Source organism: Paraburkholderia sp. J67, from assembly GCF_905220265.1.
Classification (GTDB): Bacteria; Pseudomonadota; Gammaproteobacteria; order Burkholderiales; family Burkholderiaceae; genus Paraburkholderia.
The window spans coordinates 376,691-396,635 of sequence record NZ_CAJMZK010000005.1 but is presented as its reverse complement, the minus strand read 5'-3'; the positions used below and the strand labels follow the sequence as shown (position 1 = coordinate 396,635).

General features: G+C 62.0%; 18 protein-coding genes and 1 pseudogene. 14 read left to right on the top strand and 5 right to left on the bottom strand.

Translation table 11 applies throughout. The features are described from left to right. Positions 1–25: 25 nt before the first annotated feature. On the bottom strand, positions 26–1,348 hold the full coding sequence (locus tag U5782_RS13335) for an MFS transporter (RefSeq protein ID WP_322044279.1): 1,323 nt from the start codon (positions 1,346–1,348) through the stop codon (positions 26–28). A gap of 2 nt (positions 1,349–1,350) precedes the next feature. After that, positions 1,351–2,631: a hypothetical protein gene (locus U5782_RS13330; RefSeq protein ID WP_322044278.1), complete on the bottom strand. Its 1,281-nt coding sequence runs from the start codon at positions 2,629–2,631 to the stop codon at positions 1,351–1,353. A gap of 268 nt (positions 2,632–2,899) precedes the next feature. Between U5782_RS13330 and U5782_RS13325 the strand changes: the two genes are divergently transcribed. The 3 genes from U5782_RS13325 to U5782_RS13315 all read left to right on the top strand — a co-directional run bounded on the left by U5782_RS13325 (position 2,900) and on the right by U5782_RS13315 (position 5,508). Beyond that, positions 2,900–4,114 (top strand): TetR family transcriptional regulator, encoded by a 1,215-nt coding sequence (locus U5782_RS13325; protein ID WP_322044277.1) that lies wholly within the window; start codon positions 2,900–2,902, stop codon positions 4,112–4,114. Positions 4,115–4,340: 226 nt separating this feature from the next. Further along, complete coding sequence (locus tag U5782_RS13320; protein ID WP_322044276.1) at positions 4,341–4,631, top strand: hypothetical protein; 291 nt, start codon at positions 4,341–4,343, stop codon at positions 4,629–4,631. Positions 4,632–4,761: 130 nt separating this feature from the next. Beyond that, positions 4,762–5,508 (top strand): GntR family transcriptional regulator, encoded by a 747-nt coding sequence (locus U5782_RS13315; RefSeq protein WP_322044275.1) that lies wholly within the window; start codon positions 4,762–4,764, stop codon positions 5,506–5,508. On the opposite strand, the gene U5782_RS13310 is transcribed toward U5782_RS13315, so the two are convergent. After that, on the bottom strand, positions 5,509–6,327 hold the full coding sequence (locus U5782_RS13310; RefSeq protein WP_322044274.1) for a glucose 1-dehydrogenase: 819 nt from the start codon (positions 6,325–6,327) through the stop codon (positions 5,509–5,511). It abuts the gene before it with no gap. Between the two features lie 33 nt (positions 6,328–6,360). After that, positions 6,361–7,191, bottom strand: a complete 831-nt coding sequence (locus U5782_RS13305; RefSeq protein WP_322044273.1) for an isocitrate lyase/PEP mutase family protein — start codon at positions 7,189–7,191, stop codon at positions 6,361–6,363. Between the two features lie 173 nt (positions 7,192–7,364). Between U5782_RS13305 and U5782_RS13300 the strand changes: the two genes are divergently transcribed. The 5 genes and pseudogenes from U5782_RS13300 to U5782_RS13280 all read left to right on the top strand — a co-directional run bounded on the left by U5782_RS13300 (position 7,365) and on the right by U5782_RS13280 (position 11,217). Next, complete coding sequence (locus U5782_RS13300) at positions 7,365–8,711, top strand: MFS transporter (RefSeq protein ID WP_322044272.1); 1,347 nt, start codon at positions 7,365–7,367, stop codon at positions 8,709–8,711. A 219-nt stretch (positions 8,712–8,930) separates the two neighbouring features. Continuing rightward, positions 8,931–10,133: a porin gene (locus tag U5782_RS13295; protein ID WP_322044271.1), complete on the top strand. Its 1,203-nt coding sequence runs from the start codon at positions 8,931–8,933 to the stop codon at positions 10,131–10,133. A gap of 210 nt (positions 10,134–10,343) precedes the next feature. After that, positions 10,344–10,544: pseudogene (locus U5782_RS41630) on the top strand (hypothetical protein); the annotation flags it as partial. A 41-nt stretch (positions 10,545–10,585) separates the two neighbouring features. After that, positions 10,586–10,795 (top strand): DNA helicase UvrA, encoded by a 210-nt coding sequence (locus U5782_RS13285; RefSeq protein ID WP_415914314.1) that lies wholly within the window; start codon positions 10,586–10,588, stop codon positions 10,793–10,795. A gap of 74 nt (positions 10,796–10,869) precedes the next feature. Further along, complete coding sequence (locus tag U5782_RS13280) at positions 10,870–11,217, top strand: hypothetical protein (RefSeq protein WP_322044333.1); 348 nt, start codon at positions 10,870–10,872, stop codon at positions 11,215–11,217. Between the two features lie 187 nt (positions 11,218–11,404). On the opposite strand, the gene U5782_RS13275 is transcribed toward U5782_RS13280, so the two are convergent. Further along, positions 11,405–12,439, bottom strand: coding sequence for an AraC family transcriptional regulator (locus U5782_RS13275; protein WP_322044269.1), 1,035 nt, complete (start codon positions 12,437–12,439; stop codon positions 11,405–11,407). A gap of 291 nt (positions 12,440–12,730) precedes the next feature. On the opposite strand from U5782_RS13275, the gene U5782_RS13270 reads away from it, so the two are divergent. The 6 genes from U5782_RS13270 to U5782_RS13245 all read left to right on the top strand — a co-directional run bounded on the left by U5782_RS13270 (position 12,731) and on the right by U5782_RS13245 (position 19,905). Next, on the top strand, positions 12,731–13,516 hold the full coding sequence (locus tag U5782_RS13270) for an enoyl-CoA hydratase/isomerase family protein (RefSeq protein ID WP_322044268.1): 786 nt from the start codon (positions 12,731–12,733) through the stop codon (positions 13,514–13,516). A gap of 36 nt (positions 13,517–13,552) precedes the next feature. Then, positions 13,553–14,794: a thiolase family protein gene (locus U5782_RS13265; protein WP_322044267.1), complete on the top strand. Its 1,242-nt coding sequence runs from the start codon at positions 13,553–13,555 to the stop codon at positions 14,792–14,794. A gap of 10 nt (positions 14,795–14,804) precedes the next feature. Beyond that, positions 14,805–15,962, top strand: a complete 1,158-nt coding sequence (locus U5782_RS13260) for an acyl-CoA dehydrogenase family protein (RefSeq protein ID WP_322044266.1) — start codon at positions 14,805–14,807, stop codon at positions 15,960–15,962. A 36-nt stretch (positions 15,963–15,998) separates the two neighbouring features. Continuing rightward, positions 15,999–16,775 carry an SDR family NAD(P)-dependent oxidoreductase gene (locus U5782_RS13255; RefSeq protein ID WP_322044265.1) on the top strand — a complete coding sequence of 259 codons (777 nt, stop codon included), beginning with the start codon at positions 15,999–16,001 and terminating at the stop codon, positions 16,773–16,775. A 79-nt stretch (positions 16,776–16,854) separates the two neighbouring features. Next, complete coding sequence (locus U5782_RS13250; protein WP_322044332.1) at positions 16,855–18,441, top strand: class I adenylate-forming enzyme family protein; 1,587 nt, start codon at positions 16,855–16,857, stop codon at positions 18,439–18,441. Positions 18,442–18,780: 339 nt separating this feature from the next. Further along, complete coding sequence (locus tag U5782_RS13245) at positions 18,781–19,905, top strand: porin (protein WP_322044264.1); 1,125 nt, start codon at positions 18,781–18,783, stop codon at positions 19,903–19,905. Positions 19,906–19,945 lie beyond the last annotated feature (40 nt).

Here is a 19,945-nt window from a genome sequence, read left to right as displayed (position 1 = left end):
TGAGGTGATGGGGGAGTGGCCGGCGTCAGTGACGCTCGGCGGTTTCGATATCGTCGATCAGCGTGCGCGATCCACGGAACATCAGCACCGCGCCGATCAGATAGCTCAATACGGCGACGAGCATCGCGGCGCGCAGCGCGTTGGCACCCAGCGTCGGCGCGAACAGGTCGCTGAGCCAGCCGGTCAGCGACGGGCCGACGCCCATGCCGATAAGGTTGGTCAGCAGCAGAAACAACGCGGAGCCGGTGGCGCGCAACCTGGGTCCCGAAAGCGACTGTACGAGCGCGTAGGCGGGCGGCGTGGCGAGACCGCCGGCGAACGTCATCGGCACCACGAGCAGTAGCGCCGCAGTCAGGTTCGACTCGAACAGAAAGGCAATCGTGAACGGCAGTGCGAGCGCGTACGACACTGCTGGCAGCCACAGGCTCCAGCGCGCATCGCGTCGCGACAGGGTGTCGGCCAGCACGCCGCCTACCAGCATCGCCGCGACCGTCGACACGCCCATCGTCAGACCGTAGCCGGAACCGACCTGCGCAGCCGTGATGTGGTAGTGGCGCATCAGGAACGCGGGCGTCCAGCTCAGCATCGCGAACGAGCCGATTGCGCAGGTCGCTATGCCGAAGCTCAACAGGCAGAAGGCGCGCCGCTTCATCAGCGTTCTGGAAGCGCAAACGAGGCTGTCGTGCCGCGCGTTGGGTGCCGACATGGCGGGCTCGCGCACCGTGAAGCGCAAGAGGAGCGCGAGCAACGGCCCCGGAATGGCACCCGCGTAGAACGCCGCGCGCCAGCCCCAGTGATCGACGATCCAGCCGCCAATCGAACTCGCGGCCATGAAGCCCAGCCCCCCGACGACCACGACCGCCGAGAGCGCCGTGCCGCGCCAGCGCCGCTCGAACGTCTCGGAAATCAGCGCGTGCATGGTCGGATTGCCGCCTGCCTCGCCGACGCCAACGCCCAGCCGTGCGAGCAGCAGCATCGGAAAACTGGTCGCTGCGCCGCATAGCGCAGTCATGCCAGACCAGACGAGCAGCGCGACCGACAATACGCCGACGCGGCGCCCCGCATCCGAGAAGCGGGCAATCGGCACGGCAAGCAGTGAGTACACGAGCGCGAACGCAATGCCCGAGAGCAGTCCGACTTCCCCGTCGCTCAGATGCAGCTCGGCTTTGATGGCTTGCGTGACGATCGCGACGAGAAAGCGGTCGTAGTAGCACATCAATGAAATCAGCGAGACCAGTGCCAGGATATAGAGCGACTTTGTGCGGCCGGGGCGCACACTGTGGGACTTCTCGTCGATATATCCAGTGCGGTCGTGCCTCGCGCGCGCACTAGCAGCGGGGAACGCCATGATCAGACCTCCGCCGCGACGCGGTTCGCAGTGATGTCGCTCGTTTCAATCCGCGCGCGTGCGAAGCGCTCGTGAAAATCGACCAGTTCGAATTCGACATCGTCGAGCGCCGCGAAAGCGTCGGCGGTCATCTCCGGGTGCTCGCTTGCATACCACTGCGCGTATTGCGGCAGCTCCGACGAATACGCCTTGAAATACGTCGAATAAGCACGCAGGCGCAGACGCGGTCGTTCGGCGTCGAGGTCGAACTCCATCAGGCGCAGCCAGCCGTCGCCGATCCCGTCGATCACATAGGTTTGCGGCGACGTGCCTGTCAGCGATTGCTTGCGGCTTTGATAGTTGCTGAGGAACTGATAGACCTGATGACCGTGCCGGTTGTGATCGACACGATGACGGCAACCGTGGAAGTGGCCGTTGAGCACGGCGAGAATCTGGTCGTGGCGCGAAATGAAGCGGTCCCAGAGCGCTTGCGGCGCATGGCGCTGCGGATCGAGGCGCGACAGGTCGAAGCAGTCGAGCGACTCGCGCTCGCCTTCGCCGTTCAGGAACTCGTGGATCGATACGATCGTCGGCACACCAGGAAAGGCGGCAAGCACCGACTCTGCCCACGCGATAACGTCGCCGTCCGGCGACATCTCGAGCCCGAGATGAAGGAAGCGATGCGTCGCGCCGGTGAAGATCTGCGCGCTGTTCGCCCCTTCGCGGAACGACGACACGTACCACGGCTTGTTGCGGAAGAACGGTGTATTCGCACCGAAGTTCGCGGTCCAGTTCGCAAGCTGGCCGCAATGCAGGCCGCCGATACCGTAGACCTTGCTGTCGGCGAAACGCGCGTCGGCGCTGGGCGGAAAGTTTGCGTCCGTCCACAGATGGTCGTGATCGTGATTGCCCGGCACGACCGAGAACGGCAAATGGCCATCGAGAATCTCGTAGGCGGCTTTCACGGCTGGAATCTCCACTTCCACGACCGCTTGGGGCGACGCGGGAATCAGATTCTCGATCACCGGATTGGGAACGGCGCGGTCGCCGCGCGAGGCATGCTCGGCGTCGATATCCCAGCTCACCGGGTGTTGCCACATATCGCCAAGACCAGTTGCGAACGCGATCTCACCGCCGTGCTTGACGGCATGACGCGCGACGTACTGCATCATGTCCCAGAGGATTTCCCGGGCATTGAACGGGAAACCCGCTTCCCGTTGATGGCGGTGACTCGAATAGTTCTGCGTATCGGCAATGACGGCGACGCTAAAACGTGTGGTCGAAGGAAGAACGGGGTGCTTCATCAGAAACTCCAGGTGTCGTGGGCAGGTGCGCATTAGACGAATGTCCAATGATCTTTAGAACGGGTGTACAGTACCAATCAAGCCATGACGGTTTCATGAAGCGGCGATTTCAATCTGATGAAGCAGCGCTTTATAGTTAGAATTTGTGAGATATAGCTCCACGAGTCGAGGCGAACATAGTCGACCCACGCGTGACATACAGAGCGACTAGAATCGAACAACTGTCCAATATGCTTTCAAACACCGAACGGATGTACAGGGAGACCCGATGACGGAGGCTCAGCTCGCCCACAAGGACCAGGCGGACCGACTGACTGGCGCCGCGCTCGCGCTCGCGTGCGAACGCGGTCTGGATGCGCTCAGCGCGCGCACGCTCGCCGCTTACACCGGCGGCAGCCCGTCCGCGATCAACTATCATTTCGGCGGCCGCGAGCAACTGCTGTCGCAGGTCTACCGCCAGGCCATGATTCGCGCGGATGTCGAACGAAAGAGAGCACTGGCTGCATGCCTCGAGGCCTTGCCCAGTTGGGCCGATCTGCCCCACGCATTTGCGGCTTTGCTACAGGCGCGTCTTTCCCGCGAGCGGGGACTTGCGACGCTGCTGCAGGAGCTGGAGCAAGAGGTGACGACGGAGCGCGAACCGTCATTGCACGCGTATGCGCTCGAAGAGATCGAGCGGGAGTGGGCTTACTGGCGAGATTTCACGCAGCGCTTCGGGGCGGCGGAGGACGCGGCCGATGCGTGGGCGGAGCTCGCGCTCGGCTTGCTGGGACTGTTGATGTGCGAGTCGGACGCCAGTGTGCGCTCCGCCTGGATCACGGGGCCGGCCGAACGCCTGCACCGGCGTATCGCCCGACAACCGGTGGAGCCCGCCGTGTTGCGTGACACACCCGCCGCGGCGGTCGAACGCGAAGCCCCTGCGAACGAAACCGCGCGCGCCATCCTTGACGCGGCACTCACGACCATCGCGCGCAAGGGCGCGCAACATGTGGTTCAACGGGAAATTGCCGCGATGGCAGGGGTCTCGCTCGCGTCGGTTACTTATTTCTTTCGCACCAAGCAGGATCTGATCAACGCGACTTTTGCCGAACTGTGCCGCCGGCTGCGCGGGCGTGTCGAAGCGTTCGAGCAGCTATCGCCGGAGCAGTCCACGCCGCTCGCATTGACGTTCGGCGAAAAGGAAAACCTTGCTGGACTGGCATCGCTCAATGCGTTGCTGCGAGCGGCGGCGCGCGACCCCTCTCTCGCAGCGATCGCGCGCGAGATCCGTCAGCTGCGCGGCATCGGCTCATTCGTCATGCTGTCCAAGCGCGGGCTGTCGACCGACTGGCTCGACGCGTATGTGTGGGCGATGCTGTTGTCGGGCCGCTATCGCAAGGTGCTGCTTCTCGACGAAGCGCATCAGGTCGAGGCGCTTGCTCACACGGCGAATCGCACGCTGACGATTGTGTTCGGCGCAGATGCAGTGCCAGGGGGGAGATAGGCTGGCCGTCGATGCGGTGACTTGAACGGCGGTTTCAGTTCGAGCGCAATGACCAGGGAATCAAGCTGGAATCTTCGATTCTATTCGCTTCACCCTGTACGGCAACCCTTCCGTTGTTTCGAACCCAAATACTTTTTTTGTGGCGCGCAGGTATGCTCGGGATGTGCAACGATAGTCGTGCAGTTCGCACGGTCTGCATACTCCAGGCAACCCAACGGGAGGGCATATGAGAGAAAACGCCGAGACACTTTTCGTCGCCTCTGAAGACATTGGAACAGCGTTGAACTTGCTGGAGAGCATTGAGGTTGAGGTCGGATTCGATAGAGATGACCCGGAGAGCATTGACCAGGCGATTCTCGCCGTCGAGGAGGCGATCAATACTCGCCTGATCGGTCATCGCGGAGATGCGCGTGTTGAATCGGCGATTCTTCGCGTCAAGTTTGACTTCCGCTGCGCGATCCTTGATCAGGCCTCGTCTGATGATGAGGGCGTCAGCAGCGTCTGCACGCTGCATTGATCACTTCGAGCCCTTATCGCGCGATCGCACGGTGCGATCGCGCCCGTTCCTCGTCATAGGCCGGATGACGTCCCGTTAGCGGATCGGTGCTACCATCTAACATGGTAGAAACAGTAAACCTTTCCGCAACATGATTCGAAAAATTGCGATTGAGCGCCCGCGGTCTCTGTCTGGTGTTGTCACCGAGCGGTTGCGTGACGCGATCATGACCGGTGAACTCGCCCTGGGCGAGGCCTTATCCGAGGACACCCTCGCGACGGAACTCGGCGTGAGCCGAACGCCGATCCGCGAAGCGCTCAGCACGCTGCAATACCAGGGGCTGGTCACCATCGTTCCGCAAACCGGCACGTTTGTGTTTACGGCGACGGCCACCGATGTCGGCGAACTCTGCGAGTTCCGCGCAACACTCGAAGTCAAGGCGGCGCGCCTGGCGATGGCGCGGCACCAGGAGGCTGCGCTCGCTAGCCTGAATGCCGCCGTGGCGGAGATGGCACAGGCCCAGAAGAAAAAGGACAGCCGCGCCTACGCCCGCGCCGACACGCAGTTTCATGCGGCCTTTCTGGATCACTGCGACAACCCGTATCTGAAGTCTGCCTACCTGCTGGCGTCCGGACGCGTGAGCGCATTGCGCACGCATCTTGCCGGGCACGTCGAGGGCGAACCGCAGCGATCGTTCGACGATCATCACGAGATCATCGCGCTGTGGAAGAAGGGCGATATCGACCGTATCGAGAGCGTGCTCGTTCAGCACATCATGCGCACGCAGGCCAATTATCTGCGTGCCGTGGAGAGCGGTCAGATTCCCGCGGGCGCACCCGACGGCAGCGGGGCGCCGGCGCTCAGGAAGCGCCGGCCCCGTCAGGCAACGCCGGCCTGATCAGCTCATCGTGAGGCCGCCCTCGATGTTGAGAGACTGGCCCGTCATGTAGTCCGAGTCTTTCGAGGCGAGGAAGGCGGCAAGGCCCGCGACGTCGTCCGCCGTTTGCGGGCGTCCGAGCGGCACGGCGCTCACGCGTTGCTTCCACGCCTGCCCCGATTCCCAGTTTTCGATGGCGGTCCATTGCTGATCGATCAGCTTCCACATATCGGTCTCGACGAGGCCTGGGCAGATTGCGTTGACCGTGATATCGGGTGCGAAGGTGTAGGCCGCCGACTGCGTAATGCTGATGACAGCCGCCTTGCTCGCACGGTAATGCGGAATGACCGGCGCCATCGGTCCTGCACCGTAACGGCCCGCGATTGACGACAGCGTCACGATCTTGCCCTTCGGCCGACCGTCGGCGATCGGCGTTTGCTTCTGCATCTGGCGCGCAGCGGCCTGGGTCGTCAGGAACACGCCCTTGGTGTTGACTGCGAAGACCTTGTCCCAGTCCTCTTCGCCAATCTCCAGGTAGGGCTTGACCTGAATGACGCCCGCATTGGCGATCATCATGTCGATGCGTCCGTAAGCCTCGACGACCGACGCGACCATCTTTTCACAGTCCGCCTGGCGGGTGACGTCCACGGTGATCGCGATGGCTTCGACATCGCGCTGGCGCAGTTCCTCGCAGACGGCCTGCGCAGCGTCGCCGTTGATATCCGCGATCGCGAGTTTCGCGCCTTCCTGCGCGAGGCGCAGGGCCATTGCGCGGCCGATGCCCTGACCGGCTCCGGTCACCGCAACGACGAGTCCCGCCAGCGTTTGATGCTTGCTCATGGTTGTCTCTCCAATCAATTCGTAGTAGCTGCGTTAGACGTAGTCGGATTTGCCGAGCAACGTTTCGTAGTCCGAAAGCGTCATGCGGGCTTGCGGTGCATCGGCGGTGGTGCCGTGCGCCTTGATGTGGTCGACGAAGCTCGTCATCATTTGCGCGTAGGCGAGCGTGGCCGACACGGGAAACGCGAGCAGCTTTACGCCAAGCGCCTCGAATTCCTTCGCCGTCAGCGGCGGGGCCTTGCCGTCGACATAGTTGAACATCAGCGGCGCGTCTATGGTCTCGACCGCTTCCCTGATTTCTTCCGCCGATTGCAGCATTTCGAGCAGCACGATATCGGCGCCGGCTGCGGCGTACGCGCGTCCGCGCGCGAGCGCATCGGCAAAGCCATTGGGGATGCGCGCATCCGATCGGCCGATGATCAGCAGGTCGGGATTGCGGCGCGCTGCGCATGCCGCGCGAATCTTGTCGGCGTGCTCCTCGGGCGAGATCAGTGCGAGGCCGGCCATCGCGCCGCAGCGCTTGGGCGTGACCTGGTCTTCCAGATGGATCGCGCTGACGCCAGCCGCCTCGTAGGCGCGAACCGTACGCTGCACATTGTTCGCGTTGCCGTAACCGGTGTCGGCATCGGCGATCACCGGGATCGTCACGGCATCGGCGAAGGCGCGGCCGCGCTCGACCATCTCCGTCATGGTGAGCAGACCGATGTCGGGTGCGCCGATCAGGGCCGCCGACAAGCCATTGCCGGTCATATAGACCGCGTCGAACCCTGCACGCTCGATGATGCGCGCGCCCAATGCATCGTGGCAGCCCGGGGCCACGATCAGCCCGGGTTGCTTCAGCCGTGTGGCCAGATTGTTTGTCACTATCGTCTCCTTTCGAATGCCTTCGTTTAGCTGACAAGCCTATGCGGGAAAACCGCCATAACTGGGATACTAGTTTCTAGAATACCATAGCGCAACGATTTTCAATTCTGTGTCCGAAGTGGACGCAACATAGGCACTGAAGCGTGCCATCCGTAGCGCGGAGAGGAGGAGAGATGTCAGCAAACAGGTCGGCGGTGGAGCTAAGGCCGGGCAGGGCGGCGGTGGGAACGGCCGCAGATGGCGCAATGGAGCGCACGGTGATTCGCAAGCTGCACACCCGGATCGTGTGGTATTGCTTTCTACTGTTCATCGTCAACTATCTCGACCGGGTGAATGTCGGGTTTGCTGCGCTGGAGATGAACAGCGAGATTGGGCTGGATCCGAAGGCGTATGGCCTGGGTGCGGGCATTTTCTTCATCGGCTACATCCTGTTCGAAGTGCCGAGCAACCTCATCATGGACCGCGTGGGGCCACGCGTGTGGATCGCGCGGATCATGGTGAGCTGGGGTCTGGTCTGTTGCGCGATGGCGGCGTTGCAAGGGCCGCACAGCTTCTATCTGCTGCGCTTCCTGCTGGGGCTGGCTGAAGCGGGTTTCGCGCCCGGCGTCCTGCTCTACATCACCTACTGGTTCCCGAAAAAGGAGCGCGGCAAGGCCGTTGCGGGCTTCATGCTGGCGACGGTTTTGTCTTCGGTATTCGGCGCGCCGCTTTCGGGCTACATCATCGGCGCGGCGCATGGCTGGTTCGGCTATTCGGGCTGGCGCTGGATGTTTCTGATCGAGGGTGTACCGGCGGTGCTGCTCGGTATCGTCACGTTCTTCTATCTGGTCGACCGGCCACAGTCGCCGCGCGCGAGCCGCTGGCTCAGCCACGACGAACGCGACTGGCTGGTCGCGAAACTCGACGCGGAGCACGAAGAAACTGGCCGTCACGGCGCACAGTCCTTCCTCGCGGCACTGAAGGATCTGCGCGTGTGGGTGCTGACGCTGATCTATATGTTCAACGGTGTCGCAATCTATGGCGTCGTGCTGTGGCTTCCGCAGATCGTGCGCAGTGTCGGCGGACTCACGACGTTGCAGACAGGCGTGGTTTCGGCGGTGCCGTTCGTTTTTGGCGCCATCGGGCTGGTGCTCGTTGCGCGCAGTTCCGACCGCACAGGCGAGCGCAGGATGCACACCGCGTTCGCGGGGCTGCTCGGCGGCGTCTTTCTGGCCGCAAGCGCGGTGGCGCCCACGCCGCTGCTCGGGCTGCTTGCGCTCTGCGTTTGCGCGATGGGATTGTGGGCCACGCTCGGCGTTTTCTGGACCCTGCCGTCGCAGTTCCTGACCGGCGCCGCAGCCGCTGGCGGGCTGGCTTTCATCAACGGCGTGGCGCAGATCGGCGGCTTTACCGGGCCGTATCTGGTTGGCTGGGTGAGGGAAGCGACCGGTGGGTTCACCTATCCGCTTCTCACGCTCTCGATCGGACCGATTATCGCGTGCGCATTGTGCCTGTCGCTGAAGGTGAAGCGCGACGTTTGATCAGCATGGGCGCGCTTGACTGAGACGCGCGCCGTCGTTCGCTATTCGTCCCTCTGAAGCGCCCGGGATTCGTCGGCGAATCCCGGGCTCCCGGTTCACGCTCCGTGTTTTGCCCGCGCTATCCAGGCGAGGGCAGGAGCACTGTCGCGCCTTGTTTCTGGCGCGGCTCGGCCTGCCCGCGCGGGCAGTGCGCCATTATCAAAGTCCTATCCCGAGACCATGCAAAAGAAAACACAATTCACCCTGACCGCCCTGACGGGTGCGGTCTGCTTCGCTGCATCGGCGGTTGCGCACGCGCAATCGTCGGTGACGCTTTACGGCATTGTCGATGCGTCGGTGGTTTATACAAACAATCAGAAAGGAAGCAGCAACGTCCAGGTGCAGAGCGGCAAGGTGAACGGCAGCCGCTGGGGGCTCAAAGGGGTTGAGGATCTCGGCGGCGGCACGCGTGCCGTGTTCACGCTGGAAAACGGCTTCCGCGTGAACGACGGTGGCCTTGGCCAGGCCGGCCGCTTGTTCGGTCGGCAAGCCTTTGCAGGACTCGCGCAGGACGGTATTGGCACGCTGACATTTGGTCGGCAGTACGAACCGCTGACGGATCTGGTGTCGGCTTTTGCTGGCTCCGGCATCTGGTCTCCGGCCACGCATATCGGCGACACCGACAATCTGAATCAGACCTTTCGCATCAACAATGCCGTGAAGTTTCGCAGCGATCCCATCGCGGGCGTGACGCTCGAGGGAATGTACGCGTTCAGCAATCAGGCGTCCGGCGACGCGGGCCAGGGTTTCGGCAATAACCGCGCGTGGGGCGTGGCGACCTCATACACGCACGGGGCGTTCTCGGCGGGCGTGGGCTATCTGCTGCTCAACAACCCCGACGCTTCGACCAACACGGCGGGCGCGGTGGGCGGCGCATCGACGGCAAACGGCGATGACTACAGCGGCCAGTTTTTCTACGGTATAGATGGCGGTGTGCAGCGTCAGTCCATCATCGCTGGCGGCGCAGGCTATGCATTTGGCGCAACGACGATCGGCTTCGCGTACAGCCACGTGCTGCTCGATTATCGTGACGGCGCGAGCCGTACATTCAGCAACTACGATCTGAATGTGCGCTACGCGGTGACGCCCGCGCTGCTCTTGATCGGCGACTACACCTTCACCGACGGTCGCGCGAACAGTCTGCCTCAAACCGGGGGCGCGTCGCTCAAGCCGCGCTGGCATCAGTTCACGCTGGCGGCGGACTACAACCTTTCCAAGCGCACCGATGTTTATCTCTCGGGCGTGTACCAGATGGCGAGAGGTGACGCGTCGACCTCGACGGGAACCGGCTATGCGCAGATCGCTTCCATCGCGAATATCGGCACGGCGGCTTCGGGCCGGCAGCAGTTGGCGATCATGGCGGGGATTCGTCAGCGGTTCTGATATCGATCCGCGGCGCTGCGGGGCCGGGCGTTCATCACCAGCACGGCGTGAGCCATCGTGCGAAGTATCGTGCGCTACTATGTCGAGATGTGCCGGATGAATCGCGGCATGTTCTCCGCGCGCCTGAAACACGTTGCTTCGCGCGATCCAGATGCGAACCCGATGCGTTGGTTGGACCGGCACAACCAACGCGTAAAGCGAGGGAAGCCAGTGCCCAAGCAAGCTTCGAACGACTCATCCCAAAGTGCAGCCAGTGGTTTCGTGGAAGTGCGTGGTGCGCGCGAACATAATCTCAAGGACGTGGATGTCGCCATCCCGCGCAATGCACTGGTGGTGTTCTCCGGGGTCTCGGGTTCCGGCAAATCCTCGCTTGCGTTCGGCACCATCTATGCGGAGGCGCAGCGGCGCTATATCAGTTGCAGCGTCTCGTCGATGCAGGCAATACGGTGGTCATGATCGAGCACGACATGCGGGCGGTGGCGCAGGCCGATTGGGTGATCGACGTAGGACCCGGCGCGGGCGAGGAGGGGGGCCGCGTGGTGGCCACCGGTACGCCACGTCAGGTGGCACAGGTATCGGCGAGCCGAACAGCGCCCTATCTCGCGCAGGAACTTGCGCGCGGCGAATCGGACGCAATGGATTCGAAACGCGAAGCAGGGTAATCCTGGACGGCGGCCAGGATTCGGGCACGACGAATGCGCCTTGATACATGCAGATTGACCGCATCAAGGAGGGCATGATGGGACTTCAATCGACGAGATGGTTCCCGCTGGATGGCTGTACACCGGTTCGGGAGGGATGGTATGAGGTTCGGCTGGCGAATGGTGAAACGGCATTCGCAAAGTATGCCGTTAATGGATGGTCCGAAACGCCGCCTGTCGTTTTCACCCACTGGCGTGGACTGGCTTCGGATCCGGCCAGGTCGCCGGATGTCGAAACATTCGATGCAGCCGCGACGGCCGCGGTAGGGGTCCGCGCCGCGTGGAATGCGTTTTTCCCAGGACTCGGCGACGGACATCCGGTTCATCCGGTCGCGCACAAGCCGCCTTTGAGCGAATCTATGCAAAAACGTATCAGGCGGTAGGCGGCTCCTGCGAACCTATGAGGTTTAGTTTGGATAACGTAGCAAATAAACTTGCCTGAAGTGAGGCGATAAGGCAGAACTGGGCGCTCACAGTTTTTCGATTTACCCCATAGCGTCCAGTCCCGCACAGAAGCAAGTCAGCGATGACGGCATCGACCGATCATTGTGACTGCGACGAAACCTCCTGCTACGGTCGATCGTCGCGGAATTGCGTGGGTGACTTCCCGGTCCATCGCTTGAATGCGCGCGCGAAATTGCTGGTGCTGGTAAATCCGAGCAGGAACGCAATTTCAGTGACGGAGCCTGTTCCCTGCTGGATGTAATTGCACGCCAGTTCGCGGCGCGTGTCATCCATGAGTTGCAGGAAATGCGTGCCACGCTGCGCGAGGCGCACCTGCAACGTGGCTGGGCTCATGCAGAGCGCTTCGGCCACCTTTTCCCTGTTGCAGTCGCCGGAGGGCAGCAATTCGATGATCTTCTGCGTGACGCCGGTGACCACGTCGCTCTTGTCCAGTCTTGCAAGATATTGATTCGCGATATTGTCGTTGACTTGCGCCAATTCCGGGCAGGCTCCGCCGAGCGGCTGCATCAACTCATGTTTGTCGAAGGTCAGCGTCGTGGCCTGATTCGAAAAACTGATCGGTGCTCGCATCAAGGCGCGATACGGCTCGTCGCCCTCGCGCGGCATCGGACGATGGAATTCCACCGACAGCGGGTTGAACCCCGGTTTGTACAACATGCGCATCGTTTGCACCAGAAAGCCGACGAATGCGTCTTCCGTTTCACCACAGACCTCGATCCTGAAATCGGTGGCGCGCACGGCGATGGTGTTGCCTTCTTCAATGACACGAAGGGTTGCCGCCTGCGACACCAGCCGGAAGTGTCGCTCCAGCCGGCGACAGAAGTCGAATAGCGTACTGCTGGCGGCGAGCGCGTAGCCGAGCGCATGCAAATGAGAGATATGAATGTACCGGGCGACCGACAGGCCGAAATACGGATTGTTGGTCGCCTCCACGCAGGCACGGTATAGCCTGGACAAGGTGGCGGCAGGCAGCCGGACCATCGGGCCGTTCACCGTATGGGGTTGCACGCCGACGGAGCGAAAGATGCGCTCGCTGTCCATTCCGCTGGCTTGCAGGGTCTTGGCGATTGCCGTGCAGTAGCCCGCTATGGTCGTCGCTTCCTGCCTTTCGACGATGAAGGGTTGGCGGTCGGATTTCAAGGCGCAGCGATATTGGCAGACAGTATTGCGATCGATTTTACACCGCAGCTGAGCGCTTCAAGGCGCGCTTGCGGTCACTGCCTTTCGTCCGTTTCGGGACGACAACTCACCCGCCACAGTCGCTTCTCACAGGCGCGCTCCCCGAATGATCGCGGCGGATCGCTCTGCGGAATCTACTTTTCGTTCCAAAGAGCCGCGCGCTCATGGCCTCCTGCCTAAGATGACCTCCTGCTGCGGACAGGTCTGTACCTCTACGCCACGACAACAATTCCTGCATAACCCGGAGACGTTATGACCGAAGAAACCTTGCTGTTCGAACCCATGGGTGCGGTTGCGCGTTTGACGCTGAATCGCCCCACGGCGATGAACGCGATGAATATGACGCTGCTGGCCGACCTGGACCGCCGCCTGGCGCAGATCGCCGCCGACGATGACCTTCGCGTCCTGGTCCTGACCGGCGCTGGCCCTGCATTCTGCGCCGGCGCGGACCTGAAGGAGGTGCTCGCCAGCCAGAAGGCGGAGGCCGGCGAAGCCGATTTCCTCGACCTTGCCGATGCAACGCTTGCGCGCCTGCGCAACTTCCCCAAACCGGTGATCGCCGCACTCAATGGCCTGACCCTGGCCGGTGGCCTGGAAATGGCCATGTGCGCCGACATCGTCATCGCTGCCGAGAGTGCAGCCATCGGCGACGCCCATGCCAACTTTGGCGTCTATCCGGGCGCTGGCGGCGCAGCGGTTTTGCCGCGCCTCATTCCTCAGAACGTTGCCATGTATCTGCTCTTCACCGGCAAGACGCTTTCGGCGGCTGAGATGAAGGCTTACGGCTTCGTCACTGAAGTGCATCCCGATGGCGACCTGGCCGATGCCGCGATGAAACTGGCCGGCCAGATTGCCGGAAAGAGCCCTGTCGTGCTGCGGCGCATGAAGCAAGTCGCGCGCTTATCCGCCGACAAGAGCCGCGACGACGCCTTGCTGCACGAGCAAGTCATGTTGCGTCGCCATCTGCGCAGCTTTGATTTGCAGGAGGGCTTGCAGGCATTCGCCGAAAAGCGCGCACCGCAATTCCAGGGCCGCTAAGCGGACCCACGATCTCATCCCTCTTTCGGGAATTACATGAACGATATCTATGTTGCCGGTGTCGGCATGACGCCGTTCGGGCGCTTGCTTGAGCGCAGCGTATACGACATGGTCGGCGAGGCCGTCACGCTCGCGTTGAAAGACGCTGGCGCAGAGGCTGCCGACATCGGCGCGGCATTCTATGCGACGCTGACCAACGGACAGTTCCAGGGGCAGACCGCGATTCCTGGGCCCATCGCCATGCGCCGCGTCGGCATCGAAGGCATTCCGGTGTTCACTGTCGAAAACGCCTGTGCCGCCGGCTCTTCGGCGTTCAACCTGGCTGTGCAGGCGCTGCGGGCCGGAACCTGCGACGTAGCGCTAGCCGTGGGCGCGGAAAAGATGAACATCGCCGACAAGGCCAGGATGTTTGCCGCGTTCGATGGCGGCTGGGACGTCTCCACTGTCGAGGAAAACAAGAAAACGTTGCTCGCATTGGGCGAAGGCGTGGAGCCCCCGCCGGGCACGATGTCCGATCGCCCCTATAGCGTCTTCATGGACGTCTATGCCGCCATCTGCCGCAATCATATGAAGCGATACGGCACCACGCAGCACCAGATCGCCGTGGTCGCGGCGAAGAACCACCAGCACTCGGTGCATAACCCGCTGGCGCAATTCCAGCAGCCCATGACGATCGAGCAGGTGCTGGCTTCGGCGCCGATTACGTACCCGCTGACGACGGCCATGTGCTCGCCGATTAGCGACGGTGCGGCCGCCGCCGTGCTGTGCACCGCTGAAGGACTGAAGCGCCTGCATGGCGATTCTGGCCGCGCAGTGCGCGTGCTGGCCAGCGTCATTCAGACCGGTACGACGCGTGGTCTCGACGAGCCGCAAAAAATCATCGCCCATCTGGCTGCGAAAAAAGCCTACGAACAAGCCGGCGTCGCGCCTGAGGACGTAGATGTGGCCGAAGTGCACGATGCCTCGGCGATCGGCGAGATACTCAACGCCGAGTCGTTAATGCTGGTGCCCTTCGGCGAAGGCGGCCCCGCGGCCGCGCGCGGCGACTTCACGGTCGGCGGACGCATCCCGATCAACCCGTCCGGCGGCCTCGAATCGAAAGGCCATCCGATCGGCGCGACCGGCCTCGGCCAGATTCACGAACTGGTGACGCAGTTGCGCGGCGAAGCCGGGCAGCGTCAGGTTCGAGACGCGCGCATCGCCATCCAGGAAAACGGCGGCGGCCTGTACGGCATAGAAGAAGCCGTGGTCGGCGTGAACATCCTGGCGAAACAATAAGGATACCAAAATGGGACATGTATTCCGCACAGAAGAGCAGCAGGCTGCCGTCGATGGACTAAAGCGCTTTCTCGCCGCCGAGATCGACCCGATCTTCAGCAAGCAATACCGCGACAAGTTCGTGCCGCGCGACAAGATGGCCGACATCATGCGACGGCTGACGGAGTTCGGGCTGGTATCGGGCGTCGCGAGCGAAGCCAACGGTGGCATGGGCCTGGACTGGCTGACTTCGCTGATGCTGTTCGAGGAAGTGGCCACCACCTCGGCCGACCTGTCGGTGCCGGTGCTGATCAACTCGTTTGGCGTCGTGCTGCTCGAGAAGGTTGCGCCCCCGCATTTGCGTGAACGCTATCTGCCCGGCCTGTTGAGCGGAGACAGCTTCGTCTCGATGGGCATTTCCGAACCCGACGTCGGCTCCAACGTGCTGGAGATCAGAACGCGTGCGCGTCGCGATGGCGATCATTTCATCATCAACGGCGAAAAGACCTGGATCAGCAATGGCGAGTACTCGGACTTCCTGATCTGCACCTGCCGAACCAGCGATGACCCGCGCAAGGGGCTGACCCATTTTCTGCTCGATCGCAAGGAGCATCCGTACGAAGTACGCGGCATCCATAAGATCGGCTTCAACAGCCAGTCCACCGCCCAAATCTTCCTGACCGATGTGCGCGTGCCGGCCTCCAACATGATCGGCAACGAGGGCGAGGGACTGCGCAATACGCTCTCGCTGTTCGAAAGATCGCGGGTATTCGTCGCCGCTCAGGGACTGGGCATCGCCCGCCGCGCGCTCGAAGAAGCGGTTCGTTATGCGAAGGATCGTCGCCAGCACGGCAAGGTTATTGCGGGGCACCAGTTGATCGCGGCGATGCTGGCCGAAATGGCGACCCATGTGGACGCAGCGCGCCTTCTGACCTACCGCGCAGCGTCGATGATCGAAGCCGGCGTGCCAGCCGAAATGGAAGCGGCAATGGCCAAGTACTTCGCCTGCGAAGCCGCCGTGAAGATCGCCCGCCAGGCCGTGCAGATCCACGGGGGTAACGGCGTCACAACCGAATTCCTCGTCGAGAAGCTTGCGCGCGAGGCGATCGTCGCGCCGATTCCGGAGGGCACGACCCAGATTCAGCAACTCATCATCGGCCGCGCCTTGACAGGCGTGCCAGCGTTTTAAGGCGCTGAGGCGCATTGAATATCCCAAGGACACATCATGCGTATTGAAGGAAAAGTCATTGTCATTACCGGCGGCGCTTCGGGCCTCGGCCTCGCCACGGCGCGCTATCTGGCGCAGGAAAAAGGCGCGCGTGTCGCCATCTTCGATCTGAATGCCGAGGCCGGCGCCAAGGCGGTCGAGGACGTCGGCGCAGAAAACGCGATGTTCGTACAAACCGACGTCGCCAGCGAGGAATCGGTGCAGAACGCGCTGGCCGCGGTGACTGCCCGCTTCGGCACGGTTCACGTCTGCATCAATTGCGCGGCGCTGCCCACGCCGTGCAAGGTGTTGGGCAAGGACGGCAAGGCCACGCCGCTGGCGAAGTTCGCGCAAGTGACGACGGTCAACGTCAACGGCGTGTTCAACGTCATGTCGAAGTGCGCTGAGCAGATGGTGACGAACGAAGCCGAGGCCGGCGAGGAGCGCGGCGTGATCATCAACATCTCATCGGGTGCCGCCTACGAGGCGCAGATCGGTCAAGTCGCCTATGCCGCCTCCAAGGCGGCGCTGCTCGGCATGAACATGCCGGCGGCGCGGGAACTCGGTGACGTCGGCATCCGTGTCAACGCCATTGCGCCCGGCTTGTTCCTGACGCCGATGGTGCAGACGCTCGATGACAAAATCGTCGCTGCGTTGAAGACGCAGATCGAAGCCCCGAGACGCCTCGGCGACATGCGCGAGTTCGCGCACTGCTGTGCCTTCATCATCGAAAACGCCTACCTCAACGCGCACACGATCCGCCTGGACGCAGCGTCACGCCTGCGCGCGCGCTAAACGGCTGTACCGGCGACAGGGCTGCCCTTCCTCTCAAGAAGAGGGAGGGCAAAAGAACAAAGGAGACACATCCGTGAAGATGAACTTTTGCCGCATCATGCGCCTGATGACGCTGCGCTTTCGCGACCGGCAAGCGATCGTCAATGTGGAGCGCGGCCGCGTCTACAGCTACCACGAATACCATCTGTTGACCAACCGCATCGCCGATATGCTGCGCAACGCGCTCGGGGTCGGCAAAGGCGACAAGTTCCTGCTCATCCTGGACAACGACAACCTGAGCCTGATGTTGCTGCCGACGGTCCTCAAGCAGGAAGGCACGGTGGTCATGACCAACCTGCGCGACGCGCCGGAAGAGCACGCGCGTCAGATCGCACTCGTCAAGCCGAAGGTCGTATTCATCGAAACGCGCCTGCTAGACGGCTACTACGCCATGTTGCGCGAGGCCGGTTGCGAGATCGTCGTCATGGACGAACCGACGCCGGAACAGGCCTCGCGCCCCGGCGTGCGTGCGTTCTGGAGCCTGGTCGATACGGCCTCCGAACTCGACGCCAACGTCGAACTGGACGACGACGAGCACCTCTTCATGTTGCGCTTTACCGGCGGCACGACGGGCCAGGGCAAATGCGCGATGTACTCGATCGATAATCTGATGGCTTGCCGCGACGGCGGCTTCAGCAACCCGGATTTCGGCTTCAACGACCGCACACGCATGTTGCATGTGGCGCCCCTCTCGCATGGCACGATGGTCGTCTTTCTACCGACGTTTTATGCTGGCGGCACCAACCTCACGCTCAATCAACTCGATCTCGAGCAATGGCGGCAAACGGTCGAACAGCAGCGTGTTACCCACTCGTTCCTGGTGCCGACTGTGCTGTACCGTCTGCTCGAATTGCAGCACGCCAGCCCGCGCGATCTTTCTTCGCTGAACACCCTGATCTACGGTGCGGCGCCGATGAGTCCCACCAGACTCGAAGACCTGATCCAGTGCTTCGGTCCCATCTTCGCGCAAGTCTACGCCGCCACTGAAGTCCCGATGTTCGTGTCGACGCTCGACAAGCCCGAGCACGATGTCACAAAGAAGACTGATAGCCGTGTCGAACATCTTTCCTCGGCCGGCCGGCCGACGCCGGGCGTCGAAATCTTCGTGACCGATGAGCAGGGCAACCCGCTGCCAACCGGCCAACCAGGTGAAATCCATATTCGCAGCCGGGCCGTCATCCAGGGCTATTACAACAATCCGGAAACGACGGCCGCCGAATTTGCCGACGGGGCGTGGAAGTCGGGCGACCTCGGCTACATCGACGCGGACGGCTACCTGTACATCGTCGACCGTTTGAAAGACATGATCATCAGCGGCGGCTTCAACGTCTATGCGATCGAAGTCGAAGCGGCGCTGGCCTCGCATCCGGCCGTGATGATGTCCGCCGTGGTCGGCGTTCCCCATCCGGAGTGGGGCGAGGCTGTGCATGCGGAAGTGTTGCTGCGTCCCGGCGCCTCGGTCGACATCGCCGAACTCATCGCGCACGCCAAGGAAAAGCTTGGCAGCTACAAGGCGCCGAAGTCGCTGGTGTTCGTCGAGCAATTGCCGACCTCGGTGGTTGGCAAAGTACTGCGGCGCGCGGTCAAGGAAAAGTACTGGCAAAACATGCAGCGCAAGGTCAGCTAGACGTTCCAGACGCGGCACGCAGGCACACCTTGAAGGATGAAACATGAATTTGCCGCTACTGCATGGTGTTGCCGTCGCCGCATGGTTGGTTGTTCTAGCGGCGCAAGCCGCTATCGCGATTGGCGCCATCGTCTTGACTATCGGGTACTTCCATTTGCACGGACGGTAGACGAGAAGCCTTGTTCTGCGTAGTCGATTTTTATTTGCATAGCATTCCGAAATAAAAAAATGCAACTAGAGGACCTGTGACGCTCGTGGTTGGCGTTGGGGCGAAGCATCCAGTGTGATCAGTATGTACGGCAGTTGCAAGACTGCCTTAAATAATAAATCGGAGACGAGATGAAATTGAAATGGATAGCCGCGGCCGCGTTAGCGGCAGCAGGTAGTGCGGCACACGCACAATCGTCAGTGACGCTGTACGGGGTCATCGATGCCGGGATGTTGTATCAAAGCACGTCGGCGGCGACGTTGAGCCCGACAGCGGCCAATCTCGGCAAGGTCTTTCGCTACAAGGATGGCGGCATCTACGCGAGCTACTGGGGACTCAAGGGATCGGAGGACATCGGCGGTGGGTATCACGTCAATTTCAGACTACAAGGCGAGTTCGATAGCGGCACCGGCAAGTTCAACCTGGGCGATACGCCTGGAGTGGCGGCCCTATTCAACCAGATCGCGACCGTAGGCGTATCGGGGCCGTTCGGCACCGTGAACCTTGGCCGCCAGATCGTGCCGATTACCTATGCGATGGCCGAGACCGACGTGAGGGGGGCGCAGTATTTCGGCAGCATTCTGACTGCGTGGCTCGGCATGAACCAGGCGGCGGGCTGGCAGGGCATCAGCACCAACGGGCCAATCGGCGCGTTGTACGACAGCAATGCGATTGTCTACGAATCGCCGAAGTTCGCCGGTCTGTCTGCGGCACTCGAGTATGCACCCGGCGGTGTACCGGGCAGCTTCCAGGGCAATACGCGGGAGTCCGCCGTACTGAAATACTCGAACTATGGCCTTCGTTTTGCGGTTGGCTACTACATTGGCCACGATACGAATCCCGGCCCGACGACCGTGCCCACCGGACTTGCCAATAATCGCCTTTTCTACGTGGGGGCACGCTATGCGTACCACGCATTCTCGGTTTCCGCATCGTATTCGAATGGTAGAAATCCGGCGCAGTCCGACCAGGTCAATCTCGATCTGTACTCGGCCGGGCTCGGCTACCAGTTCTCGCCCGCCTTCAAGGTCAACGGTGGCGTGTACTACCTGAAGGACCGCAACAACTCAGCCAGCAAGTCGACCGCAGTGGCAGTCGGCGCGGAGTACAGCCTGTCGAAAGCTACGCTCCTCTACAGCCAGGTGGGACACGTGAACAACCGTGGAACGATGACCCAGCCACTTACCTACGGCCAGCCCGTGGCACCGGGCATGGCCACGACAGCTGTCATGCTGGGTATTCGTCACGCCTTCTAGGCCTCGGTTTCCATTTTCCAGGAACCAGATCTTCAGAAGC